Annotated in this window: 20 protein-coding genes; 13 read left to right on the forward strand and 7 right to left on the reverse strand. The window is 63.7% G+C overall.

Going from position 1 to position 25,118, the window contains the following annotated elements:
* Positions 1–91: 91 nt before the first annotated feature.
* The 4 genes from E6P07_RS12950 to E6P07_RS12965 all read left to right on the forward strand — a co-directional run bounded on the left by E6P07_RS12950 (position 92) and on the right by E6P07_RS12965 (position 4,424).
* Entirely contained in the window at positions 92–679 is a 588-nt protein-coding gene (locus E6P07_RS12950; protein ID WP_153975986.1) for a DJ-1/PfpI family protein, read from the forward strand.
* Between the two features lie 23 nt (positions 680–702).
* Positions 703–1,164 (forward strand): OsmC family protein, encoded by a 462-nt coding sequence (locus E6P07_RS12955; RefSeq protein ID WP_153975987.1) that lies wholly within the window; start codon positions 703–705, stop codon positions 1,162–1,164.
* Positions 1,165–1,363: 199 nt separating this feature from the next.
* The gene (locus tag E6P07_RS12960; RefSeq protein WP_153975988.1) at positions 1,364–3,349 is read left to right on the forward strand and encodes an SEC-C domain-containing protein; all 1,986 of its coding nucleotides are present in this window, start codon (positions 1,364–1,366) and stop codon (positions 3,347–3,349) included.
* A gap of 25 nt (positions 3,350–3,374) precedes the next feature.
* A complete protein-coding gene (locus tag E6P07_RS12965) occupies positions 3,375–4,424 on the forward strand; it encodes a BPSS1780 family membrane protein (protein ID WP_153975989.1) in 1,050 nt (349 codons plus the stop codon).
* Between the two features lie 47 nt (positions 4,425–4,471).
* Here E6P07_RS12965 and E6P07_RS12970 read toward each other — a convergent pair whose 3' ends face one another.
* Positions 4,472–5,329, reverse strand: a complete 858-nt coding sequence (locus E6P07_RS12970; RefSeq protein WP_153975990.1) for a PIG-L deacetylase family protein — start codon at positions 5,327–5,329, stop codon at positions 4,472–4,474.
* A gap of 14 nt (positions 5,330–5,343) precedes the next feature.
* Between E6P07_RS12970 and E6P07_RS12975 the strand changes: the two genes are divergently transcribed.
* From E6P07_RS12975 to E6P07_RS13005, 7 genes are all read left to right on the forward strand, one after another.
* Positions 5,344–7,890, forward strand: a complete 2,547-nt coding sequence (locus tag E6P07_RS12975) for a tetratricopeptide repeat protein (RefSeq protein ID WP_153975991.1) — start codon at positions 5,344–5,346, stop codon at positions 7,888–7,890.
* 41 nt (positions 7,891–7,931) lie between these two features.
* Positions 7,932–8,891, forward strand: a complete 960-nt coding sequence (locus E6P07_RS12980; RefSeq protein ID WP_153975992.1) for a GNAT family N-acetyltransferase — start codon at positions 7,932–7,934, stop codon at positions 8,889–8,891.
* A gap of 412 nt (positions 8,892–9,303) precedes the next feature.
* Positions 9,304–10,470 carry a hypothetical protein gene (locus E6P07_RS12985; protein ID WP_153975993.1) on the forward strand — a complete coding sequence of 389 codons (1,167 nt, stop codon included), beginning with the start codon at positions 9,304–9,306 and terminating at the stop codon, positions 10,468–10,470.
* A gap of 314 nt (positions 10,471–10,784) precedes the next feature.
* Positions 10,785–12,470, forward strand: coding sequence for a WD40/YVTN/BNR-like repeat-containing protein (locus E6P07_RS12990; protein WP_153975994.1), 1,686 nt, complete (start codon positions 10,785–10,787; stop codon positions 12,468–12,470).
* Positions 12,471–12,543: 73 nt separating this feature from the next.
* Positions 12,544–13,695, forward strand: a complete 1,152-nt coding sequence (locus E6P07_RS12995) for a glycosyltransferase (protein WP_153975995.1) — start codon at positions 12,544–12,546, stop codon at positions 13,693–13,695.
* A 3-nt stretch (positions 13,696–13,698) separates the two neighbouring features.
* A complete protein-coding gene (locus E6P07_RS13000) occupies positions 13,699–14,907 on the forward strand; it encodes a hypothetical protein (RefSeq protein WP_153975996.1) in 1,209 nt (402 codons plus the stop codon).
* A gap of 5 nt (positions 14,908–14,912) precedes the next feature.
* Positions 14,913–16,352 (forward strand): hypothetical protein, encoded by a 1,440-nt coding sequence (locus tag E6P07_RS13005; protein ID WP_153975997.1) that lies wholly within the window; start codon positions 14,913–14,915, stop codon positions 16,350–16,352.
* Here E6P07_RS13005 and E6P07_RS13010 read toward each other — a convergent pair.
* The 3 genes from E6P07_RS13010 to E6P07_RS13020 are packed head-to-tail and all read right to left on the reverse strand — an operon-like array spanning position 16,298 to position 18,662.
* A complete protein-coding gene (locus tag E6P07_RS13010; protein ID WP_153975998.1) occupies positions 16,298–17,491 on the reverse strand; it encodes a glycosyltransferase in 1,194 nt (397 codons plus the stop codon). The genes E6P07_RS13005 and E6P07_RS13010 overlap by 55 nt on opposite strands.
* A gap of 3 nt (positions 17,492–17,494) precedes the next feature.
* Complete coding sequence (locus tag E6P07_RS13015) at positions 17,495–17,869, reverse strand: DUF2304 domain-containing protein (protein WP_153975999.1); 375 nt, start codon at positions 17,867–17,869, stop codon at positions 17,495–17,497.
* A 7-nt stretch (positions 17,870–17,876) separates the two neighbouring features.
* Complete coding sequence (locus E6P07_RS13020) at positions 17,877–18,662, reverse strand: glycosyltransferase family 2 protein (RefSeq protein WP_343031235.1); 786 nt, start codon at positions 18,660–18,662, stop codon at positions 17,877–17,879.
* Between the two features lie 354 nt (positions 18,663–19,016).
* On the opposite strand from E6P07_RS13020, the gene E6P07_RS13025 reads away from it, so the two are divergent.
* Positions 19,017–20,636, forward strand: coding sequence for a hypothetical protein (locus E6P07_RS13025; protein WP_153976000.1), 1,620 nt, complete (start codon positions 19,017–19,019; stop codon positions 20,634–20,636).
* 127 nt (positions 20,637–20,763) lie between these two features.
* On the opposite strand, the gene trpE is transcribed toward E6P07_RS13025, so the two are convergent.
* The 3 genes from trpE to rpe all read right to left on the reverse strand — a co-directional run bounded on the left by trpE (position 20,764) and on the right by rpe (position 23,798).
* Entirely contained in the window at positions 20,764–22,263 is a 1,500-nt protein-coding gene (gene trpE, locus E6P07_RS13030) for an anthranilate synthase component I (RefSeq protein WP_153976001.1), read from the reverse strand.
* Between the two features lie 137 nt (positions 22,264–22,400).
* On the reverse strand, positions 22,401–23,075 hold the full coding sequence (locus E6P07_RS13035) for a phosphoglycolate phosphatase (protein WP_153976002.1): 675 nt from the start codon (positions 23,073–23,075) through the stop codon (positions 22,401–22,403).
* A gap of 30 nt (positions 23,076–23,105) precedes the next feature.
* Positions 23,106–23,798: a ribulose-phosphate 3-epimerase gene (rpe, locus tag E6P07_RS13040; RefSeq protein WP_153976003.1), complete on the reverse strand. Its 693-nt coding sequence runs from the start codon at positions 23,796–23,798 to the stop codon at positions 23,106–23,108.
* Positions 23,799–24,067: 269 nt separating this feature from the next.
* Between rpe and E6P07_RS13045 the strand changes: the two genes are divergently transcribed.
* Complete coding sequence (locus tag E6P07_RS13045; protein ID WP_153976004.1) at positions 24,068–25,108, forward strand: NADP(H)-dependent aldo-keto reductase; 1,041 nt, start codon at positions 24,068–24,070, stop codon at positions 25,106–25,108.
* Positions 25,109–25,118: the final 10 nt, after the last annotated feature.

A 25,118-nucleotide genomic window follows, 5' to 3' on the forward strand; every position in this document is an offset into this window, starting at 1 on the left:
GCGCTGACGCATGCGCGTCACGGCGATCCTCAATGCTATAGTTTGAGCTTTCCAATCGCAGCGATCCTTAAAGACAAGGAGGACAGCCCTCATGGCGGTCAAGAAGATACTGATGCTGGTTGGTGACTATGTTGAGGACTACGAGGCGATGGTGCCGTTCCAGATGCTACAGATGGTCGGGCACCAGGTCCACGCCGTCTGCCCGGGCAAACAACCAGGCGACCCTGTGCGCACCGCCATCCATGACTTCGAGGGCGACCAGACCTACAGCGAGAAGCCCGGACACAATTTTGCCATCACGTCCGACTTCGCCACCGTCGATCCAGCCAAGTACGATGCCCTGGTGATCCCAGGCGGACGCGCGCCCGAGTATCTAAGGCTCAATCCGCGTGTCATCGAGATCGTGCGCCACTTCGCCGCCGGCGACAAGCCGATCGCCTCCATCGGCCACGGTCAGCAGATCCTAGCCGCCGCCGGCGTGCTCGACAGGCGCCGGTGCACCGCCTATCCGACCGTACGCCCCGAGCTGGAGCGTGCCGGCGGCACCTGGTGCGAGGTCAACGAGGGCGTCTCCAACGCCTATGTCGACGGCAAGCTGGTCACGGCCCCGGCCTGGCCGGCCCATCCGGAATGGATGCGCAAGTTCCTGGAACTCCTGGGCAGTCGCATTGAACCCTGATCTCCAGCCTCGAGGTGCCTTAGATGTCCGAGGAAGGCCGTTTCACCATCCATCTCCAGCAACGGGAAGGCTTCCTGATCAATGTCGCCTTCGACTGGAAACGCACGCCAGACCTCTTGATGGACGAGCCGCCGCCGCTCGGTGAGCAACGGGGGCCGAATGCCTCGCGGATGCTGGCCGCCGCCGCCGCCAACTGTCTGAGCGCCAGCCTGCTCTACTGTGTCTTCAAGGAAGAACCACCCGAGAACTGTCTGCGCGCCGAGGCCACCTGCATCATGGTGCGCAACGAGCGCAAGCGGCTGCGTATCGGTTCACTGGAGGTCCGGCTGATCGTCGGCGAGGCAGTCACGCAGTCGGCGCGTTTCGCCCGCTGCAAGGGGCTGTTCGAGGACTTTTGCGTGGTCTCGGCCAGCATCCGTCAGGGGGTCCCGATGCGGGTGACGATCCTGAATGAGGCCGGCGAGGTCCTCCATACCTCATCCTGAGGTCACTGGACCAGTGACATGCTGAATCAAGGGTCTCAAACCCTGGACTCAGACAACCCATCCCGGACCTGGAGCGGGATGCGTCACGCTGAATCAAGGCCATGGATGGGTTTTTCAGCCTTTGCCTAGGCCACGAGACCCTACTCGGGCCGCAGACCGTTTAGAATGACCACCTCAGTGTTGAGTGGAGGAGTGTGTCATGCTGGTCCAACACGATGCGACTGACGCGGAACGGTTCGAGCAAGTCATCGTGGAGTCGGTTCGATACATCCTGGAGCATCAAGATCCGCGTGACTATATCGACTGGGCCGACGGCTATATCCCCGCGACCCTGGGGCTGTGGGATTCCAGCCTTGACCCCGTTGAGATCACGCGGCTGACGCGCCTGCTTGCCACCCTGATCTGGAACGCCACGCCGCTACCCTCCAATGCCTTCCAACCGCGCCCGCTCCCCCAGCCGGCACCCCAGGGGCCCTGCCCCTGCGGTTCAGGGTTCACCTACGGCCAATGCTGCGGCAATCTCGACGAACTGCCGCAGCTCTCAGCCGAGCTGGTCTGGGACATCGTCATCGAGCAGCTGTCTGAGGATGGGATACGCGCGGCCCTGGCCAGCAGGGCCGTCCCCCAGCCGCTGTTGGCGCGCATCGCCGATCGCTGGCTCGACGAGGATCGGCCCGGACGGGTCGTGGCCCTGCTGGAGCCACTCTTTGCCGGTTCACTGGAGTCGCTCGATGGGCGTTACGAACCGGCGCTCGATCTGCTCTGCGACGCCTACGACCGGCTCGATCACTGGCGCAAGAAGCTCGGGCTGCTCCAGCATGTCTGCGAGGAGGCTGGGCGTGCGCTGCGTGCAGCGGCCTGGCAGCGGCTCGGCATCATGCATATCGATTCCGGCGACTACCATCTGGCCCAGATGGCCTTCACCGCTGCCCAACGCAGTGATCCGGACAGCCCAGGCACGGCCCTGCTCGAGATCACCCTGCTGGTGGCCCAGCACAAAGACGACCTGGCGCGTGAGCGGGCCCGGTTCTGGATGCACAGATTCCGGCGGCTCGGTGTCGAGTCCGAGCGCTTATGGGCGTTTTTTCAACAGGTCATCGTTGATCCGCAGGCGGCCATGGTCAACACCCAGTCCGACGTGCTCGACCCGGCGCTGGTCGATCTGCATGATTGGGTCAAGGTCGCCATGGCCCGTCCGCTGCCCGACTATGGTCGGGTCAAGCGCCGCGCGCCGCGCGCCCAAACACCGATGTCGCCGCACAGCACGCAGTTTGAGCTCTTTGCGGAACTGGACGCGCACACGCCCCCATCCGGCGATACCGATGACGCCGAGGCCCTACCCGATGCCTGGAGCGATACCGGACAACCGGTCAGTTTGCGCGCCCCGTCCGAGGTCCGGGCGTCCGAAGCCCTCTGGCGTAGGCTCTATCCAGGTGGCAAGCCGTACTCGATCCACCTGACCCTGGCTGAAGGGATCGATGTCTGGTCCGAACCGGGTTGGCTCGACCATCTGCTCGGCCATCCCGAACTGGCCGACAGTCTGGACGTGCTCGACGATCTGGCCACGGCGCTCTATGTCCATCCCGACAGCAGCCTGCCCTGGATCGCCCATGCACTGCTCACACCCGTACTGGATCGTGCCTGGTCGATCCTGCAACAGGTGCTGCCGCCGGACGCGGGCCGACAGCTGCCCTGGTCGATCGAGGCCAACCGCCCGGCCCTGCGGCTGCTGTTCCGGCGCTATCTGGCGCACGCCCAGGCGGGCTGCTCCAAGGAGGCGCGGCACACCCTTGAGACCCTGCTGCGTCTTAATCCTCAGGACAATCACGGGGCGCGTGCTGAACTCATGAACCTCTATCTACGCGACGGCGAGGATGAACGCGCCCTGGCCCTGGCACGGCGCTTCCCGGGCGACCGGCTCGCCGACCTGGCCTATGGCGAGGTGCTGGCGCTCTATCGGCTCGGACGCGAGGAGCGGGCGCGTACCGTGCTTCAGAGCGTCGTTCGGCGGCTGCCCCGCATCCCGCGCTATCTGACGCGCAAACGCATCAAGCGTCCACGCCTCGATCCGCTCGGCGTCACGCTCGGCGGCGAGGATCAGGCCTGGCTGTATCGCGAGGCCATGCGCGACGTCTGGGCCGCCGAGCCGGGCGCGCTCGACTGGTTGAAACGCTGTCTGGTCTAAAGGCTCGCAACGCACCATTGGGGGTATGCAGTTGGACACTCGCTATCGCATCATCTATACAGGCCGGCTGGCGCCGGGCCACAGTCATCACGAGGTCGTGGAACAGCTCGCGCGCCAGTTCAACATGACCGAGGCGGAGGCGCGCGGGCTGGTGATGAACGGCGGCGGGCGGGTCATCAAGCATGATCTGAGTGCCGCCAAGGCCGAGCGTTATCGGGAGGCACTGGCCTCGGTGGGGCTGGAGGTCGATGTCGAGGCCCAGTCGGGTGCATCCGGGCCGCCGCTCGACAAGCCAGCGGCGTCGGGCTCCAGGGCGTCGTCACCGATCGATCTCAACGCCGCCTCGGATCGACTCGGAGAACCGAACGCCGTCGAGGCCGGTCGGGGCTGGGGCTGGATCCAGGACGCCTGGGGGCTGTTCAAGCAGGCGCCCTGGGCCTGGATCGGCGCCCTGCTGGTATTCTCTCTGATCATGATCCTGGTCGGTCTGGTACCCCTGATCGGTGGATTGGCAACGACCGTCCTCGGCCCGATGTTCACCGCCGGGCTCATGCTCGGCGCCCGGGCTCAGGATCGCGGCGAGGGGTTTGGCGTCGGCCATCTCTTCGCCGGTTTCTCGGTGCGACCGGGTCCGCTGGCGCTCGTCGGTGTCGTCTATCTGGGGCTGACGTTGCTCATCGCGTTGGTGATCGCTCTGCTCTTCATCCTCATGGTGGGGAGTTCGGGGATGATGGCCCCGAGCCCGACCCTGACACCCGAGCCATTCGAGGCCCTGGCCGCCGGTCCACCGTTCATGCTGCCGGTGCTGATCGCGCTGCTGCTCGGTATTCCACTGGCCATGGCCATGTTCTTTGCCCCGGCGCTCGTGGCCCTGGACGCCGTGCCCGTCATGCAGGCCTTCAGGCTCAGCTTCATGGGCTGTCTGAAGAACATCCTGCCGTTTTTGGTCTTCGGTCTGATCGCATTCGTCCTGCTCTTCGTCGGCGCCATCCCCTTCTTGTTGGGCTGGATCGTGCTCTTGCCCGTGCTGACCATCGCGGTCTATACCGCCTATCGCGACATCTTCCAGTCCTGAGGCTCGAGTAACAGCTGGCTGCCGTCGTGAACGGTGGGCGCGTGGTTTCAGGTTCGGCGCAGACGCCAGACCAGCCGTCGCAGCGGGGCCGTGATCCGCCAGGAGGTCGAGTGCTCGATGGCGGCGAGTCGGGCCTCGAAGTCGCCGCATGGCCGGCGCAGTGACTCGGCCAGATCCTTCAGCGAACACGCGGGCGAGGGGCGCATCCGATCCCAGGGTGGGGCGCGCAGTTCATCGCGACTCAGGAGCCGGTAGGCCTCGGCTGAGTGGATCTCGGGTGGAAGGGTATAGGCGCGAAAGCTGTTCAGCCCGGCGACATGGTGGGCATAGTCCTGCTGGGCCATCTGGGTCGTGAAACAGGCCATGGCTGCCTGCTTGCGCTCAGTCAGGTCCGTGATGTCGAGCAGTCGATTCGGCCACAGTGGCGAGCCGACCTCATAGAACGCCAGCCGGATCGGACGCTCACAGCGTCGCACCGCCTCGGCGCTCGCCAGTGCCAGCGTCAGATGATCGGGGTGGATCTCCCACCAGGACGGGGCATACACCAGATCCGCCGACCAGGCGGTGATCGCCTCCAGGATCTGTCCGATCAAGGGCTCGCCATAGATCAGGCCGCGATCCGGCCAAGCCCAGAAGATCGGATCGGTGTAGCCTAGGACTGCCGCCGCGCGCCTGGTCTCGTCCTGACGGGTCCCGATCGGATCGGGTTGATCCGGCCCCACGCCCAGCGCACCATCCGTGACCACGATGACCCGGACTGGGTCTCCCGCCGCGAGATGGCGCATAATGGCACCCCCGCTGCCGAAGACCTCGTCGTCGGGGTGCGGTGCCAGCACCAGCACCCGACCGTGCGCCAGACAGTGCTCGGCGTGATAGGGGATGAATTCGTGTTCAGTCAAGCTCATCGTCAGGTATCGTCTTGATCAATTACTCGGTCTCCTGGTCGTCCCAGCCCACCCCAGCCGCCACGAAACCGGACGATCCGCTCGCCACCGGGCTCGATGCCCATCTGCGAGGCGAGCCGGAACGCGCCATCGCCGATTATGTGCGCGCCCTGCGCGCCCGGCCCCAGCGCATCCTCGCCGCCTACAACCTGGGCGTAGCCCTGATCGACGCCGGTTGCGGGCTGAGTTCGATCCCACTGTTTGCGCGCACTGTTCGACAATGGCCGAATTCGGCCGTGTTACGCGGCGCCTGGATCTATAGTCTGGTGCGCGCCGGGCGTCATCCCGAAGCCGCGCAACGGCTGGCGGAGGCCGAATCTCTGGGCCTTGCGCCCGCGACCCTGGCACGTTGGCACGCCTGGATTGAGGCATCCACACCCGAGGCGTATGAGGCCGAGGCACACCCGACACCGGCCCAGGTCGGTGCCGAACCGCCGGATACGCCCCTGAATCTTCCAACCGGCTCGGCCGTACAGGCCCGGCTCCAGGAGCACTTTGCCCGCCTGATCCAGCTCTATCAGTCCGGTCAGGTCGAGACCCTGCTTGCCGAGTTGGAGCACGCGCTTGCCGATCAGCCCTCCTGGGCTGAGGCCCACCATCTGCGTGGTCTCACCGCCATGGCCCAGGGTGACTTCGAGACGGCGTACCGCTCGCTCATGCGCGCCACCGAGCTCATCCCTGGCCGCGCTGAGATCTGGGATCATCTGGGCGTGGCCTATTCGCGGCTTGGGGATGCCGAGGGCGCGCAGCGGGCCATCGAGCAGTCACTGTGTCTAAACCCGCTGCGCGCCGAGACTTGGAACAATGCCGCCGATATTGCGCTGCGTTTCGACCAATTGGAAGCCGCTTTTCAATACGCACTCCAGTCGTTGCGATGCGATCCCAAACTCTTGATCGCCGGTTATTCGCTGCTGCAAGCCGCCTACAAGCGGCTCGAACGCGACCGGCCCGGGACCGAGCCGGCCGAGGATCGGACTGGACCCCTGGCGTTTGCCGCCCAGACCCTCAAATCCAAAGCAAACGACCCTGAGGGCGCCCTGACGATCGCCAGTTGGCTATCGGATCTGGGACGCTTCGAGGATGCCGTCGAGATCCTCGCGCGTGCCTACGAGTCCCAAGAACCCCAGCCGCCCCGACTGCTTGCCGAACTGATCCGCAACCAGCTCCATGTCTGCGACTGGCGCCGGTTCGATGAGCGTTGCGCGGACCTAATCGAACGGATCCGGACATCCGATCAGGCCGTGATCCGGCCATTCGCCGCGCTGGCGATCCCCGGGCTCACGGCCATCGATCAGCTGCGCATCGCGCGCCAGCAGGCCGCCGAATATGCGCCCTGGTCGGCGCGCGCCCAGGCGTTGCCGCCAACTCTGCCCAAGCCGCCCGGCGCGCGTCTGCGCATCGGCTATCTCTCCGACGACTTCCAGGAGCACGCCACCGCCTATCTCACCGCCGCGCTCTTTGAGCGTCATGATCGCACGCAGTTCGAGGTCTTCGCCTACTCGACCGGCCAGGACGATGGCGGCCCCATGCGCCGGCGTCTGCGCGCGGCCATCGAGCACTTCGTCGACATCCGCGATCTGCCCCATGACGCCGCGGCACGACGCATCCGCGAGGACGGCATCGACATCCTCGTCGACCTCAAGGGCTACACGCGCAACGCGCGCCTCGAGATCCTGGCCCAGCGTCCGAGTCCCATCCAGGTGACCTGGCTCGGCTTTCCGGGTGGGCTGGGGAGCGGTTTCATCGACTATCTGATCGCTGACCCGATCGTGGTTCCACCCGAGTCTGTCGCCGCCTATGACGAGACCATCGTCTATCTGCCCGACGTCTATGCGCCGGTCGACGACCGGCGTCAGGTCGGCGCACGACCTAGGCGCGCCGAGGTTGGACTGCCTGAGGACGCCTTCGTCTTCGCCTGTTTCAACGATCCCTACAAGATCACGCCTGCCGTCTTCGAACGCTGGTGCCGGCTGCTCCAGTCCGTCCCCGGCTCGGTGCTCTGGCTCTATGCGCGCACCGAGGCCATCCGGCGCAATCTCACGCATGAGGCCGAGCGGCACGGACTCACCGCCGAGCGGCTGATCTTTGCGCCCAAGCGTCCTCAGTCCGAGCATCTGGCGCGTCTGCCGCTGGCCGATCTCATGCTCGACACGCTTCCGGTCAATGCCCACACCACGGCCTCAGATGCACTCTGGATGGGCGTTCCACTCGTGACCTGTCAGGGTGAGACCTTCGCCGCGCGCGTGGCCTCCAGTCTGCTTACCGCTTGCGGCCTGAGCGAGCTGATCGCCACGGATCTCGACCGCTATCAGGCGCTGGCGCTCGATCTGGCCACCCACCCGGCGCGTCTCCAGGAGCTGCGGACACGCCTGAGCGAGGCCAAGACGCACGCGCCCTTCTTCGACGGCGAGCGCTTCGCCCGCCGGCTTGAAGAGCTCTATCGGTGCCTGTGGGCGCGTCACCTCCAGGGAGGCCGGTCAGCTCGGCTCGATGCCCACGCAGGCTCAGGTGCGCAGGAATAAAGCACTTGCTGGACGCGGGTCTTCCGCTAGATAATCCGTCGATGGATCGATATCAACTGCGCGCTGCCGAGTCCGACGACGAGTCCAGGCTGCGCGAGCTCTTCGCGACCGTTTTCGGTGAGCAACGGACATCCGAGCAATGGCGCTGGAAGTATGGCGCAAGTTGCGCGCTTGCCAGGAGTGCCGGATACAAGTGCGCCGACTCGGTCGTCGCGCTCGACGAGACCGGAAGGCTGGTCGCCCACGCCGGTGCCCTGACCTTGCCCGGCTGGCGTGAGGGCGCGCCCATTCCGATCGTCCAGGTCTGCGACGTGATGGTGCATCCCGAGCATCGGGGCGGACTGGGTCGCAACAACCTCTTCACGCTCATGCTGCGCGATCTGCTCGCGCGCATCGCCGAGCGGTTGCCGACGGCGTTTCGTTACGGTTTTCCAGGGCGGCGCCCCTATCTCATCGGCGAGCGTTCGGGCGTCTACGAGCGTCTGGAGATCGCCCTGGAGTCGCGTCTCACCGGGCCGCGCGGCTGGAACAACCTCTGGCGCGCTGCGCCGCTGGACTGGCAGGATGCGCGCCTCGATGCGCTCTGGGAGCGTCTGAGCAGTCAGTGTCGTCTGGGGCTCATCCGCGATCGCGCCTATCTGCGTTGGCGCTATGCCGACAATCCCAGTCGTCGCTATCGTCTCTATGGTCTGAGCCGGTTGGGGCGGTTGGCGGGTTGGGGCGTCTGTTCGCAGGACGGTTCCGAGCCGAGTCTGGTCGACCTTTGGCTACCATCGGCTGCCGCGGGGCCTGGCTTGCGCGCGCTAGTGGCGCGTCTGGAGTCGGATCTGGGGCGGGTCGGTATTCGCGCCTGGCTTCCGGGTGACTATCGGATGGCCCTGGGCGTCTCAGGTACCGAGACCCAGGTCGTGGTGGCCAACATGCGTTGGGAGTCGGCGATCTCGGCTGAGGTTGCGCGCAATCTTTTGTATTATACGATGGGCGATGTAGATATCTTCTGAAGCGCTCCGAGTCCTCGCCGCCGTCGGAGACGACGACCTCGCTGTCTCGTGCGATCCGGGTCACTGTGGCGTAAAAGCCACGCAAATCGGCTTGAGCGACATTTTCGTCAGTCGTTGTCAATTTGCAACAAGGGAGGCGGACATGCTTGAAAATCAGTCTAACAGACTCGTTTTTAAGCCTTTTTTTGGTGCGTTCCGCTGGCGCGGATCCAGCTGGGCGTCGCTAAATTTACGGATGTAGGTTGACAACAACAATTTGTGGTGTAGACTCCTGGACGAGCCGCGAGCCAGCGTGGCATGCGTTTCGGATGGGCGGCGCCTCCGCTAACTCCAGCACGAGTAGTCCAAGAGATCCGGAATACTCAACCCTTTGGTCAGTTTGTAACGTGTGAATCACAGGAGAACTCCAACGATGTTCGCAAAAAATACCCTCGCATCCGCGGTCGCGGCAGCCATCGGCGTTTCGGCGGTTGGCGTGGCGCAGGCCGATACCGTCTTCTTCCCCTATGCAGCCCTGAGCCCGACCGTCACCACCATCGTCAGTGTCATCAATACCACTGATGATAATTGGAATCAGTCCGGTGCTTATGCGGCCACTCACCTGCACTACCGCTTCTACTACAAGAACATCGCTGCTGGCGAAGGTCTGCTCAACAACTGCGAAGAGTACAACGAGTACCTGCCGACCAGCCGTAATGACATCCAGACCATTGATCTGGGTGGCGTCTTCGGTTCCAACACGGCGGGTGTTCTCTTCAACGACCCGAGCGTCAATAATCGGTGGCAGCAGTCTGGTCGTGACTATGCCCTGGGCCGCAATGTCCAGCCGGCTCGCGGCTATCTGACCGTCGACAACAGCGATGGCACCATTGTCGACCTGGATGGTGATGACGGCGAGACCCTCGCTGGCGAAGCCTTCGTGTTCGAGTTCGGGAGTGGCGCAGCTTGGGGCTACCAGGCTTACAGCTCCGATGATGCCGACTTCCGCTTCGCAGCTTCGCAGAGCCCCTCGCCGGTTGCTCTGATGCCATTCAACGAGATCACGACCGCTTTCTTTGTGACCCCGGTATCCATCGATCAGACTCCTGATTTCGCGAACGACTATCGTGCTCGCATCGAGTTCGTGACCACGGCCCGGGGTGACCTGTACGATCGTGACGAGAACCTGATCTCCGGTACCGTTCCTCAGGATGTCGTGTGCGTCGGACGCATCAACGCCTCTAGCCTGCTGAGCGATGGTACCGCTGCTCGTCTCGTGAACGGTGGCTGGGGCCAGCTGTGGAACTATCGTTTGGTTTTCGATGCTGCCGCCCAGAAGTGGGTACGGGCTAGCTTCGAACTCGGTGGCGTGGTACTTGACCACAACTACAATCCTACTACAGCCACGTTTAATCCTACTGGTAGCAGTGATTCGGCCAACCTTCCTAAGGCCCTTAACAATGTCAGAGAAAACGCGACTCCGGGCGCTGTGGTCATCAAGCTCGAGTACAACACCAGTGGCACCTTCAACGGCGAGGCTGTGGGTGGAACCTATAACAACGCCATCCTGTTCACCCCTGACGAAAACAACCCCTTCTGACGTCTAGCTCGCTCCTTGAGCGATCAAACCGTCAGTTCCTGGTAGGACTGGCCAACACCAGTCCTAACCAAAGACAAAAAAGCCGCCCTCGGGCGGCTTTTTTATGGAGGTATCGTAAGCCTCTTGCTTCTTCGATTGCCTTACAATGGGCCTGGATTCAAACAATTGGCTATCGGGGATTCAAAGTGATCGTTCAAAGATTCAAGGCCCTTGGCCTAAGCTGTGTCCTGGGTGTATTCGTTACAGGCGGCGCGTCGTTCGCTGCTGATCGAGTCGAATCCTCGGCGTCCTATGAGACGCTGAGCCATTCGACCATGGCGGCCACGAGTGGCTGGGAATACGCCCTAGACGCCTCGGGGCAACGCTGGCTCGCCTACTATGATCGTGATCGTCTGCTCAGATTGCGCGAGCCCGAAGGCCAGGAACGTCTTCTGGTTCCAGACGACCGCGCTCAGGCACCCTCTGGGCTGGCGCTATCTGCGACTGACAAGGGGCCGCTCGTACTCTGGCGCGACAAGCATCCTAAAAAGGGTCTCTATCTGCTCGACACCGAGCACCTGTCCCCGGATGCAACATCGATCAAGCCGCTGGAGATCGGTGGCGACACAGAGGCTTTAGCGCGCTTCGTGGTCCAATCCGATGCCAAGGGCCTGACCCATCTGCTCTGGTACGGCGAGAAGGCCAACCAGCCGACCGGCAGCATCCACAATCTCTATTATCGGAATCTCGACCGCTCCAAGCAGGAGCTTTCGCCGATCGAACTGGTGATGGCCGGCATCTATCCGGTCATGGCCTCAGATCCGCAAGGCAATCTGATCGTCTTTAGTTGGCAGGGCGATGTCGAGGGACGGCGCATCGTCTCGCGCTTCCGTCCGGCAGGTGGTGAGTTCGCCGACACGGTGACGGTTGCGGACGATGTGTCCGAAGTCACGCCGATCTTCGAGTCCTTCCGCTCCGGTTCGCGCTGGTTCGTGATCTGGCTGTCTCAGCGCGGCCTCGACAAGCGTGACTTCCACCTTGAAGGGGCGCACTCCGACGACAACGGCAAGACCTGGAGGCGCTTCGATTTCGAGGATCTGCGCGGGTACGACATCGCCAGCTTAAACATCGCGGCGGATGACGAGGGCCATATCCTGCTCGCCGTCAGCGGGCGCAATCGTAGCGAGCACGATCAGGACAAGCAGGATGTCTATGTCATCCATTCGAGCGACCGCGGCGAGACCTGGTCCAAGGTCGTCAGGCCGCGCACCGGCGACCAGGAACTCCTGTCCCTGTTCCATGCGCGCAACCCCTCGGTCGCCTTTGGCCGGAAGCCCGGACAGGTGCTGCTGGTCTGGGAGGACTGGCGCAACATCCGCTCCGGCCTCTACGCCAGCCTCTCCATCGACTATGGCGCGACCTGGACGATCGCCGACGTGCCGCTGCCGCGCGAGCCGGGCGTCAACCTGGGCCTGCGCTATGAGCCGAACGCGGTCTATGCCGCCGGCGATGGTTTTCGTGTGATCGCCGAGCGCTACACCGACGACAGGCTCGAGGGCAAGCAGCTCGTCGAGCTGGCAGTCGACGAATCTAGCCTGAAGTCGCTCGCCGAGTCCGCGCGCACCGAACGCGAGCGCCTGGCCAAGACCAGCGAGGCGGACCTGCGCAAGCGGGTCGAGGGCTATTGGAAGGCGATGCAGGCCGAGGATTACAAGACGACTTACAGCTATCTCGACCCCTTCTTCAGGGCCGCCAACCCGCTCGACATCTATCTGTCCAAGATGGGCAAGATCAAGTACAGCGAGGTCAAGATCGACGCGATCACCATCGAGGGTCCGATCGCCGAGGTCGTCACCACCATCCGCGCCCATGTACCCGAGTTCAAGGCCCCCAAGACCGGCGAGGTCATCAAGCAGCCCGAGCGCGTGGTTCCAGTCAAGAACCGCTGGCTATGGATCGATGGCGAGTGGGTGAGCGAATTCCGGATCGAGTCGCAGGACATCGTCTTTACGCGCTATTGATCCTAAAGCACCCTTGGGTTGGGTGCTCCTGGTGTGCCCAGCCCAGCCTTTCGACCGGCTGACGGTTCTCTCAATGCACCTGCTGATCCTGCATCTGGCCACGGTGTTCGGGGGCGCCGAGCGCACGACGAGCAATCTGATCACCCATCTCGATCGCCGCGTCGTGCGCCGGATCACGCTCGCCGCCCCCGCTGCCCTGCGCGAGCTGGTCCCGCCCGACTACGACGGTTTCCTCGACACCGCCGCGCATCTGTCGCGTGGTTGGTTCACTACCCTGGATGAACTGCGCGACGACGCGCGCATCATCGGCGCCCTGATCGCGCGTGCCAAGCCAGATCTGGTGCTCGGGATGATGCACTACCCCTCAGCGCTCGCCGTGTTCGGGACGCGGCTTCAACGTCTGTCCATCAAGACGGTCGCCAGCTTTCGCGGGCCGGTGTACGAGCACATGCGCCGCTACGAGCACGGACGCAAACGTCACCTGTTCCTGCGGCTGGCCATCGTCGCCACGGCATGGTGGGCCGATCGCATCATCGTCCCCTCCGAGGGTACCGCGCGCGAACTGAGCCGGCGCTTTCTCGGCCCGACCCGGCGCACGGTGGTCGTCCCGAATGGGATCGCCAGCGCCGAGGTCGCCCGTCTCGCCGCCGAAGCCGCGCCTGGACTGGAGACATTGCCGCCCGATCTGCCTCGTCTATGCACCGCTGCACGTCTGTCGCCTGAGAAGGATCTCGGCCTGCTGCTTGCTGCCTTCCGGCGTCTGCAAGCGATCCGGCCCGCCGCCCTGGTCCTGGTCGGGGACGGACCGGATCGCGCGATGCTTGAGCGCCAGCTCGCCGACTGGGGGCTGGCCGATCGTGTCTGTTTCGTCGGCCATCGCAAGAACGTCTATCCCTATATCCGCCAGGCCGATCTCTATGTGCACACCTGTCAGTTCGAGGGCTTTGGCTATACCATGCTAGAGGCGCTGGCCTGCGGCACCCCGGTGGTCGCGACCGATTGCCCCTATGGCCCGCGCGAGGTGCTGGGACAGAACGAATATGGTCTGCTGACCCCAATGGAGGACGCCGAGGCGCTCGCGCATGCCATCGGCTCTCTGCTTGCCGATCCTGAGCGTCGACACCGTCTGGCCGAACGGGGACGCGAGCGTGCCGAACAACTCTCGATCGAGCGCATGGTGCGCGGGTATGAGCGCGTCTTTATCGATCTCATGGAGCGCGATTGAGCCTTGAATCACTCGACTCTGCAAACCTGCGGGTATCGTCCGCTCGCCCTGGTCGCTGCGCTGCTCGGCGCCACCCTGGGTCTGTGTCTGCTGCTCGCCGGGGTCTATCTGTGGGCTGAGGATCCAGCGCGGCCGACCGTGCGGATCGAGTCCTCAGGGTTGCAGATCACGGCGGGCGAGGGTGTCCAGAGCGAACGTGGGCTGCGCGTCGAGCGCGCGGCGTCCAATGGTCTGATCCTGGTCCAGGGTGCGATCCGTCCCTTCGAGGCGCGCGACTATCACGGGCTGGGCTGGCGGATCGCCGGGTTGGATGCGAGGCACGAGCTGCGCGTCATCTGGGCCACGGCCCAGACCACCCGCAAACCCTTCGATCACCTGGTCTCAGCCGACGAACGCCGCGCGGGTTTCGTTGACCTGAGCGATGATCCGAACTGGGCGGGGCTGATCGTCGGCATCGGTCTGGCCGTCATCGGATCCGCCCCCAAGGCCGAGCCCCTGGTGTTTGAGTCGCTGGCACTCCAGCCGCATCGCCCAGCCCTGTCTGCAATCCCCGCCCTTGCCTGGAACGACTGGATACGCGACCTTGGCTGGACGGGGCGCTCGATCAACTTCACGGATTCGGCAGCGGGCGCGGGCCGGATCCGTCCGCTGATCCCGGTGGTCGTCTGGTGCGCGCTGGCGGCGCTGATCCATGTGGTGCTTGCACCACCCTGGGCTGGATTTCGGTCCTGGAGGCCCTATGGACTCATCCTGCTCGTCGGCTGGTTGGTGTTGGATGCGCGCTGGCAGTGGTTGTTGCTGGGGCGTCTCGATCAGACCCGGTCGCTTTATGCCGGACTCGCGGGTGAGGACCGTCAGCGAGTCGGGTCAGACCAGGGTTTTTATCCCTTCATCGCAGACATCCGCACCCGACTTGGGGTCAAGCCAGCGCGGGTCTTTCTCGTCGCGCCCGATCCGACGGGCTATGGTCCCAATCGCGCGCGCTACCATCTGCTCCCGCACAACGTGCGTCTGAGCGCCACCCTGGACGCCGCGACTGGGGTCAAGCCCGGTGACGCCGTGGTCTTGTTAAGCCCGCTCGATCGCACGGCCTATGATCGCCTCCGCTCCGAACTGGTGTTTGGCGACTGGCGTCTGGCCGTGTCGAGTGAGCTGTCCCAGCCGGGTCTGGGTACGCTGTTTCGGGTCAGGCCAGTCGCGCTCGAGGACTGAAAGACATGGAAACTGTTCAAACCCTGGCCTGGTTCGCCGTCGCACTGTCGCTGCTATTGCCATGGCTTGCGGGCGCCTTGCTGCTGCGGCGGCTATGGCCGGACAAGAGTCCGGGTAGCTGGCCACTGGTGTTGGGCTATGGCTATTGGTTGGCCTTGTTCGTCGGCGCGATGCTGCTCTATCCGCTGTCGATCCTCGGCCTGCGGGTCGCGTTCTGGGTGCTGATGCTGGGCTTTGCGCTAGTACTCGGTTGGACGCTGCGCGGCCTGCATCCGTCCGGTCGGGAGGTCTTCCAGTCGTTCCGGTCAGTCTGGGCGCGAGACGCGCGTGAACTCGGAGCGCGACTGCTCTTCGCGCTCCTGCTCGGCTGGATCGGACTGCGTTTCGCGGTGCTGGCGCTGGAGGTCTGGTGGCAGCCGCTGTATCCCTGGGATGCCTGGACCACCTGGGCGGTACGGGCGCGCGTCTGGTCCGAGCTGGGTCGGCTGGTGCCCTTTGTCGCACCCGAGGTCTGGGCGGGCGAGGGCACGGGCGCAGTCTATACCATCGAGGCCTGGAACTATCCGGCGCTGGTCTCATACCTGGCGCTGTGGCCGACGCTGGCCGCCGGCGGATGGAACGAGACCGCCGCCAATCTGCCCTGGCTCGGTGCCGCGATGGCGCTGGCGCTGGGGTTCTATGGCCAGGCGCGTCTCTGGACTGATTCGGCACCGGCGAGTCTGGCTGCGCTCTGGGGGCTGATCTCGCTGCCCCTGCTCGACACCCATGTGGCCCTGGCCGGGTATGCCGATCTCTGGCTGGCCGGGGCGCTGGGGTTGAGTCTGATGGCCTTTATGCAGTGGACGCGCACCGGTGACAGGCGTCAGGCGGCGCTCTGTCTGGCCTTGGCCGCGACCTGGCCGCTCCTCAAGCTGGAGGGTGCAGCCTGGCTGGTGCTCCTGGTCCCGGCCTGGATGCTCGTTCAGGTGCGCCGACCTTGGATCAGTCTGAGCCTGATCGCGGCAGCCGTCCTAGGGCTGGGACTCGCCTGGCTGATCGGTCTAAGGCTTGAGCTACCGATCATCGGTCTGATCGAGATCAGCGCCGAGGCGATCCAGTTGCCCCTCATCGGGCGCCTCGAGTTGGGCTATCACGATACCTGGGCGGCCTTCGCCCGGACGTTTTGGGGGCTTGAGAACTGGCACCTACTCGGTTATCTGCTGTTGATCGGACTGATCGTGGCCATCGGGCGGGTCGTGCGCGGCGAACGAGCACCCTGGTTGGTTTCGGGGCTGGCGCTCGTGCTCGGCAGCCTGCTGCTGCTGTGGGGGCTGTTCTTTCTCACCGACGCCCATCGCTGGGCCGAGCAGGGCACCAGCCTAGGCCGGTTGCTGCTGCACTTTGTGCCCTTCTATGTCTTTTTCTTGCTGACGCTCTGGGGGCGTGCGTCGAGCACTTCGACATAGCCCCGCGCGATCTGCTCGGCGACGCGCGCGATGCCGAAGTGCGTCTCAAGCGCCTGGGCGCCCGCCTGGCCGAGCCGCCGGGCCTGGGCGGGATCCTGACCGAGCTGCTCGATTGCGGCGGCCAGTGCCTTCGGGTCACCCGGTGGGACCATCAAGCCATGGCCCGCCTGACGCACCACCCAGCCGGTCCCCGAGCCGGGGATGTCGCTGACCACCACCGGCTTGCCGAAGCGCATCGCCTCCAGCTGCACCAGTCCGAATGCCTCGGTGCGCTCGATCGAGGGCAGACAGAGCAGATCGCACCCATCGATGAGCGCATGGACCAGCGGGTCCGGTTGCTGACCCAAGAGCTGGACGCGCCCCTCGAGACCGAGCGAGCGGATCAGGGCATGCAGCGACCCGGCCAGCTCGCCGGCGCCGACAATGAGCACGTGCGTCTCAGGCCGTTGCGCCGCGGCCTGGATCAGGATCTCGTATCCCTTGTAATAGGTCAGGCGGCCAATGGCGAGGATCCGCAACCCCTGGTTGGCCCCCCAAAGTTGCTCGGCCCGGGCGCGGCTCTCGGGGTCGGGATCCGGAAGACGGGCGGGATCTAGACCGAGCGGAATGACGACACAGCGCGCGCGCCAGGGCGCCAGCGCCTGACTGGCGTCCAGATAGTCCGGCGAGGTGACGATGATCCGCGCGGCGCGGGCGAGCAGCGCCTGCTCCCAGGGTCGATAGAGTCCATAGGCCAGTTTCAGCCGCCGGTCGAGCGTCGAGGCGACCACGTCCGAATGCCAGTGCACCACCCAGGGCAAACGGCGTGCCCGGGGTAAGGCAAGCGCCCAGAAGGCCGAGGTGTTGGGCAGGTGCAGATGCAAAAGATCGGGCCGCCACTCGCCGATGAGTCGAGCGAGCCACCACGGGAAGGTGGGACTGAGCGGGGCATAGAGCAGTCGCCCATAGGTCGGGGCGCGATACACCGGCGGATCCTCAGGCGTCGTTGGCAGTGCTCCGCGCCAGCCGGGTCGTTCATGATGCACGAGTGCACTGGACTCGACCCCGTGCGCGGCCAGTGCCGGCAGCAGGTCGGCGAGGAAATGCTCCATGCCGCCCGCGAAGGGTGGAAAATACTTGCCGAGGTGCAGGACGCGCATGGGTCAGGGGGCGGGGGACTGGGTCCGGTCGTCTGGACCGTCCGAATCCAGCGGTTTGCGCGCCTCCAACATCGCCAGCCGCTGGGCCAGCCGCCGGATCTGGCGCTCCTGACGCGAGCGCTCGAGGTCCATGGTCAGGATCTTGATCAGCAGCAGGGCAAAACCCAGCACCATGGCCAGCATCGGTGGATAGCTGACCCCGAGATAGGCGCCAAGACGATCGAAGATGCTCGGAAAGAAGCCCAGCACCATGACGGTCGCTGCTGCGCCGATCCACCAGACCGCGTAGGGCCCATGCAGATGATCGCGGCGCACCAGCCACAGGATCGTGGCAGCGAGCACCAGCCCGATCACCATCGAGGTCATTTGATACGTCATGGTGCCGTCAATTCCATCCTGATGCCTCTGAGTGCGTCCGCCGGTCGCGCGCGCGGCCATGGCCGATGCGTGCCAGACAGAGCAGAGAGGTCTGAAGCATATAGTTTCCCACTGTCCACCAGGATTTAAACACCCTGGAGACACCCTGCAGACGCGGCTGCATCGTTACGGGCTTTTCGATCACGCGCAAGCCGTGCCGATGGAGTGTCAGCAGCACGCCGACGTCCTGATAGTCGAGCAGAGTTGCCTCACGCGAGGCCAACAGTCGGATGGCCCGTTCATCATAGGCGCGAAAGCCGGAGGTAATATCCTCCAGGCCGAGCCCGGTCAACCAGCGGAAATAGCGCCAGGCGAGGCGTCGTGCTGAGCTGGCGCGGCTCGGAAAGGCCCCGATCACCACATTCGCTTGGCCGGCGAGCAGCGGGGCAAGCAGGGTGCCGATCTGGGTCGGTTCATGCTGACCGTCGGCATCCAGGGTGACGGCCAGCCGATAGCCGTTGCGCTCGGCATAGCGCAATCCGGTCTGGAGCGCACCCCAGGCACCCAGTTGCAGCGGCAGCGACAGCAGGGTCGCACCAGCGGCATAGGCGACCTCGGCTGTATCGTCAGTGCTACAGTCGTCGATCACGACCACTGGATAGCCCCAGTGCCGGCGCACCTCGCGCACGATGGCACCCACAGTCGCCGCTTCATTGTGGGCCGGGATCAGGATCAGGAGGTCTGATGGTGACGGGGGCGAGACTGGCCCGCTGGGCGGATCGCACGGTGTTGGTTCAAGAAGGCTGGTGGACACAAGTCACCCCATAGAGTCTCAGCTTTGAGCGGCAAACGACTTGATCGCGCGGTATGTTGGGATAAACTTCAGTGCAGACGTATCTGGTGCCCAAAGTTGCGTTCAAGACGAAAGTGTTACTTTTATGGTACGCCACAGGGCATGGCCTGGGTATGGGAGCTAAAGGGGCGATTCACGAGGTCTTGGGGAGTCGAGCCGCGCCCAGGGGCAGAGACAGCGCGCCAAGCGAGCCGATCGCTCGCGGTGATGCAAATCCAGGATGGGTGTTGATTGCGAGCGACAATGTTGCACCCCTGATCCAGATTCACCCATCCAAAACACTTTAATCAACTCGACGACGAAGGAACGAAAGCCATGAAACCCCTGATGTATCCTGTAGCCGGGCTTGCGCTCCTGCTGCCCATCGCGCTGAATGCGGCCTCGCTCGGTGGTTATCCCCCTGAGGAGACATGTAAGGCGGATCGTGAAGCGAGCTATGCCCAAGGGTATGCCGCAGGTCAGGCCAATGGCTGGAATCTGGGCCATCAGGCCGGTCACGACTATGGGATTCGCTCATGCGTCGCCAATCCGTTGCAGTTTGGGGTCACGCTCGCCTCGGTCATCCCGCCCGCCACCTATGGCGAGACCGAGCCGAACGACAATTTCATCTCGGCCGATCCGCTGGTCCAGGGGGCGAATTTCTGGGGACAGCTCTACGGTCTGTCCGACCAGGATTGGTTCTATACCCAGACCACCGCAGCCAATCAGAACATCCTGGTCACCTTCTCGGTCCCGTCTTGGATCAACGATGTCAATCTGCTGGAGGGTAAACCGGCCATCTGGAACATCTCGGTCCGCGATGCAGCCGGCAATATCTTTGCCAACTACAATACCAACGTCATGGGCGCGATCGATTCTTATGATAAGGATCGCGAAACCTATTACTCCATGACCTATAGCGTCACGGCCGGGCTGGCCGGTAGCTACTATATCGTCGTCAAACCGGCGGATGGAACCTTGACCAGCATACCGGCCACGAATGCGACGATCTATCCCTATTCGGTCGCGGTCGTAGTCCAGGATTCACCGCTTCCCGGAAAGCAGCCCATCGTCGGTTTCTATGACTCTGAGGTCGAGCCGAACGATGTGCCGAGTCGCGCCAATCCCTTGGCGACCGGGGTCACGATGTATGGCTTGATCAATCTGACCTTCAATGTGCCCCTCCCGGGTGGCGGTGACAATAGTGACTATGTCTGGGGGCAGGGCGAGGACGATTGGTTCGTCTATAAGAGCAATGGCAATGAGATCGCCACCCTCAATTTCTGTGCAAAGGAGTCCTGTGGACCTGGTAATTGGTTTGTCGAGGTCTATGATCAGGCGATGGCCAGTCGTTTCGAGGCCGGCGAGCGGCGTGAGAACCTGAGGCCTCTGCTGTCGATTAACACAGATACGACCAATGATCCGCGCGCGACCTTCCGGGTCGGTCTAAGGGATCCCGGCTACTACTTCATGCGGGTCAACCACAAACGACTCTTTACGGCGCCCTGTTTGGTTCATCAATTCGTCTCGACGACCTCGGAGACCGGATTTGTGGGCGCCTGTGAATGCGAGGGTGGAGGCGGGGGCTCTTGCGACGTGCCAACCAATGACTGCAGCGATCCTGCGCTGGGATTGGTCTGCAAGAACAAGACCATTACTTGCAGTGCCGGTATCGATCCAGGGTGTCAGATCGCAGACGGTCAGGGTGGACGGCCGAGATTTCCTGCGGATTGTCCAATTAAAGACGAGACTGGGGCGATCACAACGCCCTGCGCCACCTACCAGACTTTGGCGCGGTGTAGTTGCAGCCAATACGGCGGTACCGTCGAGGTCCCCAAGAACGAGTACACCAGCCCCTACAACTTCACCTGGCACGGCACCCAACTGCCGCCCAGCACCCTGGACACCGACGCCTATGAGGACTTTCTGAAGCGCCCGAATCCCTATACGCCGTAAGCCACGCCTGTCGGGGCAGGGCTGGGTCGGCTTTTTGAGATCAAGCCCTAAAATAAAACCGCTCTCGGCCGTGCCGCGGGCGGTTTTTTCGTGCTTGACCAATAAGTTGCGATCGACGCGCGTCGCTTCAGACGCGCCTTAGACCGCAGCCATAGCGCTCGATCCCGATCTCGGCGGCGGTGACGGCGCGAAAGATCGCGCGGCCTTTGTTCATGGTCTCCTGCCATTCCATCTCCGGCACCGAGTCGGCGACGATGCCGGCGCCGGCCTGGATGTGCAGGGTGCCGTTCTGGATGACGGCGGTGCGGATGGCAATCGCTGTGTCCATGTTGCCGTTCCAGGAGAGATAACCGACCGCGCCCGAGTAGATTCCACGTTTGACCGGCTCCAGCTCGTCGATGATCTCCATGGCGCGGATCTTGGGTGCCCCGGAGACGGTGCCGGCTGGGAAGGTGGCGCGCAGCACGTCGATGGCGCTCAGCCCCTCCTTGAGCCGCCCGGTCACATTGGAGACGATGTGCATCACGTGCGAGTAGCGCTCGACGATCATCTTTTCGGTCAGACGCACGCTGCCGACCTCTGCAACCCGTCCGACGTCGTTGCGACCGAGGTCGATCAGCATCAGGTGTTCAGCCAGTTCCTTGGGGTCGGCCAGGAGCTCGGCCTCGAGCGCCCGATCCTCGGCCTCGGTATGACCGCGGCGTCGGGTGCCGGCGATCGGACGCACCGTGACGATCCCGTCTTCCAGCCGGGTCAGGATCTCGGGCGAGGAGCCGACGATCTGGAAGTCGGAGAGATCGAAAAAATACATGTAGGGCGAAGGATTGAGCCCGCGCAGCGCCCGATAGAGATCGAGCGGGGGCGCCGCAAAGGGGATCGAGAGCCGCTGCGACAGCACCACCTGCATGCAGTCGCCAGCGAGGATATAGTCCTTGATGCGCTCGACGGCCTGTTTGAAGGCGGTCTCGGTGAAGCCCGAGACGAAATGCGACTCATCGACCGCGCGCGGCAGGCTGATCTGACCATTGGGGATCGGCTGGCGCATCCGGGCGTTGAGCGCATCGATGCGCGCCTCGCCGGCTTCTAGGGTGTCCCCCGCGGTCGGATCCAGATGCAGGATGATGTAGAGCCGCCCGCTCAGGTTGTCGAACACCACCACCTCGTCTGAGACCATGAGCAGGATGTCCGGTGTGCCGAGCTGGTCGGGATTGGGACAGACCCCAAGCCGCGGTTCGATATAACGGATGGTGTCATAGCCGAAATAGCCGACCAGACCACCGGTGAAGCGTGGCAGGCCCTCGATCTCGGCGACCTGGAACCGGCGCTGGTACTGCTCGATCCAGGTCAGTGGATCGGCACTCTCGGTCGATTCGATCAGGGTACCGTCGCGCTCGACCTGGATCTGATGACCCTGGACCTTGATGAGGGTGCGCGCCGGGAGGCCGATGATGGAGTAGCGGCCCCATTTCTCGCCGCCCTGGACCGATTCGAGGAGATAGGAATAGGGCCCCTTGGCCAGCTTGAGATAGACGCTGAGCGGGGTTTCGAGGTCGGCGAGCACCTCGCAAGAAACAGGAATGCGGTTGTAGCCCTGCGCGGCGAGGGCGTTGAAGGTCTTTGGGGTCATCAGGATCTCCGGACGCTGGTAAAGGACTGGGGGGTGAACGCGACCTCAGCGTCGCCATCGCCAGGATCTCATGCCCCCTCCCAGACTTGAATCGAACTGAAATCCCATCGTCCGCTTGCCCCGATCCCGATCGATCCTCAACTCACCAGCAAGCCACGCAGCTCGATGAACGAGTCGATCACGATGTCTGGGTCGGATTCGCGGATATCGATGCCGTGGTTATAACCATAGCTGGTACAGATGATCCTGAATCCGGCCGCACGCGCTGCCGTCACGTCGCTCACCGAATCGCCGATCATCAGCGACTCTTCCGGCTTGACGCCGAAGTGACCAGCGGCGTGGATCAGCGGCAATGGATCGGGCTTTTGGCGCGGCAAGCTGTCGCCACTGATGACGATGCTGAAAAAGTCACGGATCCCGAGCTGCTGAAGCAGCGGCTCGGTGAAGCGCGCCGCCTTGTTGGTGACACAGCCGAGCGGGTAGCCCGCCTCCCGTAGAAATTCCAGCCCCTCGCGCACGCCCGGATAGAGTGCGGAGCGGTTGCAGGTGTTTTCGGCATAGAGTTCGAGAAAGATCGGATAGGCGCGTTGGTAATCGGCCTCATCTGGCTCGCCGTCGAGCCGTCCGCTCAGGGCGCGGCGCACCAGACGCTCGACCCCGTTGCCCACCCAGGTGCGCACCGCCGCCTCGCCACGCGCCGGACGTCCGAGCCGCGCCAGCATGGCATCGACGCAATAGGCCAGATCCGGGACACTGTCGACCAGGGTGCCATCCAGGTCGATCAGGATCATCTTCGGCTGCAACAGCGACATGGACACGGACTCCGGAGGCGGGTTGGCAGGTCAGCGATCGACACTGGCAAGTGCGCGCCGCATCTCGGCGATGATGGTGTCGTAGCGATGGGGGTCAGAGTCGCGGCCATGGCCAAAGATGCCCGAGCCGGACACAAAGGTGTCGGCCCCGGCCGCCTTGATCTCGGCGATGTTGTCGGCCTTGACGCCCCCGTCGATCTCAAGCCGGATGTCGAGCCCCGAGTCGTCGATGATCTCGCGCACCTCGCGCAGCTTGTCGAGTGCGGACGGGATAAAGCTCTGACCGCCGAAGCCTGGGTTGACCGACATCAGGAGGATCATGTCGACCTTCTCCAGCACATAGTCGAGATAGGTCAAGGGCGTGGCCGGGTTGAACACCAGACCGGACTTGCAGCCTAAGTCGCGGATCAGCTGCAGGGTGCGGTCGATGTGCTCGCTCGCTTCCGGATGGAAGGTGATATAGGTTGCGCCCGCCTTGGCGAAATCCGGGATGATGCGATCGACCGGCTTGACCATCAGATGGACATCGATGGGGGCGGTGACGCCATGCCGGCGTAGTGCCTCACACACCAGCGGGCCGATGGTCAGGTTCGGGACATAGTGATTGTCCATGACATCGAAGTGCACGATGTCGGCCCCGGAGGCGAGGACGTTGTCGACCTCCTCGCCGAGCTTGGCGAAGTTCGCCGAGAGGATAGAGGGTGCGATCAGATCAGCCGGCATGGTGGGTTCCCCAGATCAACCCGGCGCGGCCCGAATGTCCGCGTCCGGATTAGGATGTTGGTATGGTAAATGGCATGGTCGTAAAGCCATCAACTCTAACCCATGCCGCGTCGTTTTTCACTCGCATCGACACACCTCCGACCCCATCTCCGAGCAGCCGGCTGGGCATCCGTCGTCCGCCTGCTGCCGTCGCACTCGACAGCAATGGCCTTATAGCTTTCTAATTTTCCTCGGTTTTCGGAGTTTTCCACCACTGGAGCGCAACGACCATGCAATACAGACGTCTCGGCCGTTCGGACATCGACGTGAGCGTGCTCTGTCTCGGGACCATGACCTTCGGGCAGCAGAACACCGAGTCCGAGGCCCATGCACAACTGGATCGGGCGCTGGCCGTCGGGATCAATTTCATCGACACGGCCGAGATGTATCCGGTGCCACCCCAGGCCGAGACCCAGGGCCTCACCGAGACCTACATCGGCACCTGGCTGAAATCACGTGGGTGTCGAGATCGGGTGGTGCTGGCAACCAAGGTCGCAGGTCCGGGGGACTGGTTGCCGCACATTCGCGGCGGCAAGAACCGGCTCGACCGACCCAACATCGAGGCAGCGCTCGATGCCAGTCTCAAGCGGCTCCAGACCGATTGGATCGATCTCTATCAGTTGCACTGGCCAGATCGCCAAACCAACTTCTTCGGTCAACTCGGCTATGAACCATCCGAAGACAGCGACAGCGTGCCCTTGCTTGAGACGCTCGAGGTGTTGGCCGATCTGGTCAAGGCCGGCAAGGTGCGCTGGATTGGGGTCTCTAACGAGACCCCTTGGGGGCTGATGCGCTACCTCGAGCTTGCCGAGCGGTACGGATTGCCACGCATGGTCAGCATCCAGAACCCCTACAACCTGCTCAACCGCACCTTCGAGATCGGACTGGCCGAGATTGCCATCCGCGAGCAGTGCGGGCTCCTGGCCTATTCGCCGCTGGCCTTCGGGGTGCTCTCGGGCAAGTATCTCAACGGACGGCGCCCACCGAACGCCCGGTTGACGCTGTTTGCCCGGTTCAATCGCTACTCGAACCCCGAGGCCGAGCGCGCCACCGCCGAGTATGTCGCCCTGGCCGAGCTCCATGGCCTAGATCCGGCGCAGATGGCACTGGCCTGGGTCACGAGCCGGCCCTTTGTGACCTCTAACATCATTGGGGCCACGACGCTCGAACAGCTCGAAAGCAATATCGGCAGTCTCGATCTGACGCTCGACGAGGCAGTGATCGCCGGGATTGAGTCGATCCACACCAAGCAGCCGAATCCGGCACCCTGAGGGTCGAGCT

Source organism: Thermochromatium tepidum ATCC 43061, from assembly GCF_009664085.1.
Classification (GTDB): Bacteria; Pseudomonadota; Gammaproteobacteria; order Chromatiales; family Chromatiaceae; genus Thermochromatium; species Thermochromatium tepidum.

Excerpts from the sequence above, each read along its gene's own strand:
- E6P07_RS12950 (WP_153975986.1), top strand. The coding sequence starts at position 92 with ATGGCGGTCAAGAAGATACTGATGCTGGTTGGTGACTATGTTGAGGAC.
- E6P07_RS12955 (WP_153975987.1), top strand. The coding sequence starts at position 703 with ATGTCCGAGGAAGGCCGTTTCACCATCCATCTCCAGCAACGGGAAGGC.
- E6P07_RS12960 (WP_153975988.1), top strand. The coding sequence starts at position 1,364 with ATGCTGGTCCAACACGATGCGACTGACGCGGAACGGTTCGAGCAAGTC.
- E6P07_RS12965 (WP_153975989.1), top strand. The coding sequence starts at position 3,375 with ATGCAGTTGGACACTCGCTATCGCATCATCTATACAGGCCGGCTGGCG.
- E6P07_RS12970 (WP_153975990.1), bottom strand. The coding sequence starts at position 5,329 with ATGAGCTTGACTGAACACGAATTCATCCCCTATCACGCCGAGCACTGT.
- E6P07_RS12980 (WP_153975992.1), top strand. The coding sequence starts at position 7,932 with ATGGATCGATATCAACTGCGCGCTGCCGAGTCCGACGACGAGTCCAGG.
- E6P07_RS12985 (WP_153975993.1), top strand. The coding sequence starts at position 9,304 with ATGTTCGCAAAAAATACCCTCGCATCCGCGGTCGCGGCAGCCATCGGC.
- E6P07_RS12990 (WP_153975994.1), top strand. The coding sequence starts at position 10,785 with ATGGCGGCCACGAGTGGCTGGGAATACGCCCTAGACGCCTCGGGGCAA.
- E6P07_RS12995 (WP_153975995.1), top strand. The coding sequence starts at position 12,544 with ATGCACCTGCTGATCCTGCATCTGGCCACGGTGTTCGGGGGCGCCGAG.
- E6P07_RS13005 (WP_153975997.1), top strand. The coding sequence starts at position 14,913 with ATGGAAACTGTTCAAACCCTGGCCTGGTTCGCCGTCGCACTGTCGCTG.
- E6P07_RS13010 (WP_153975998.1), bottom strand. The coding sequence starts at position 17,491 with ATGCGCGTCCTGCACCTCGGCAAGTATTTTCCACCCTTCGCGGGCGGC.
- E6P07_RS13015 (WP_153975999.1), bottom strand. The coding sequence starts at position 17,869 with ATGACGTATCAAATGACCTCGATGGTGATCGGGCTGGTGCTCGCTGCC.
- E6P07_RS13025 (WP_153976000.1), top strand. The coding sequence starts at position 19,017 with ATGAAACCCCTGATGTATCCTGTAGCCGGGCTTGCGCTCCTGCTGCCC.
- trpE (WP_153976001.1), bottom strand. The coding sequence starts at position 22,263 with ATGACCCCAAAGACCTTCAACGCCCTCGCCGCGCAGGGCTACAACCGC.
- E6P07_RS13035 (WP_153976002.1), bottom strand. The coding sequence starts at position 23,075 with ATGTCGCTGTTGCAGCCGAAGATGATCCTGATCGACCTGGATGGCACC.
- rpe (WP_153976003.1), bottom strand. The coding sequence starts at position 23,798 with ATGCCGGCTGATCTGATCGCACCCTCTATCCTCTCGGCGAACTTCGCC.
- E6P07_RS13045 (WP_153976004.1), top strand. The coding sequence starts at position 24,068 with ATGCAATACAGACGTCTCGGCCGTTCGGACATCGACGTGAGCGTGCTC.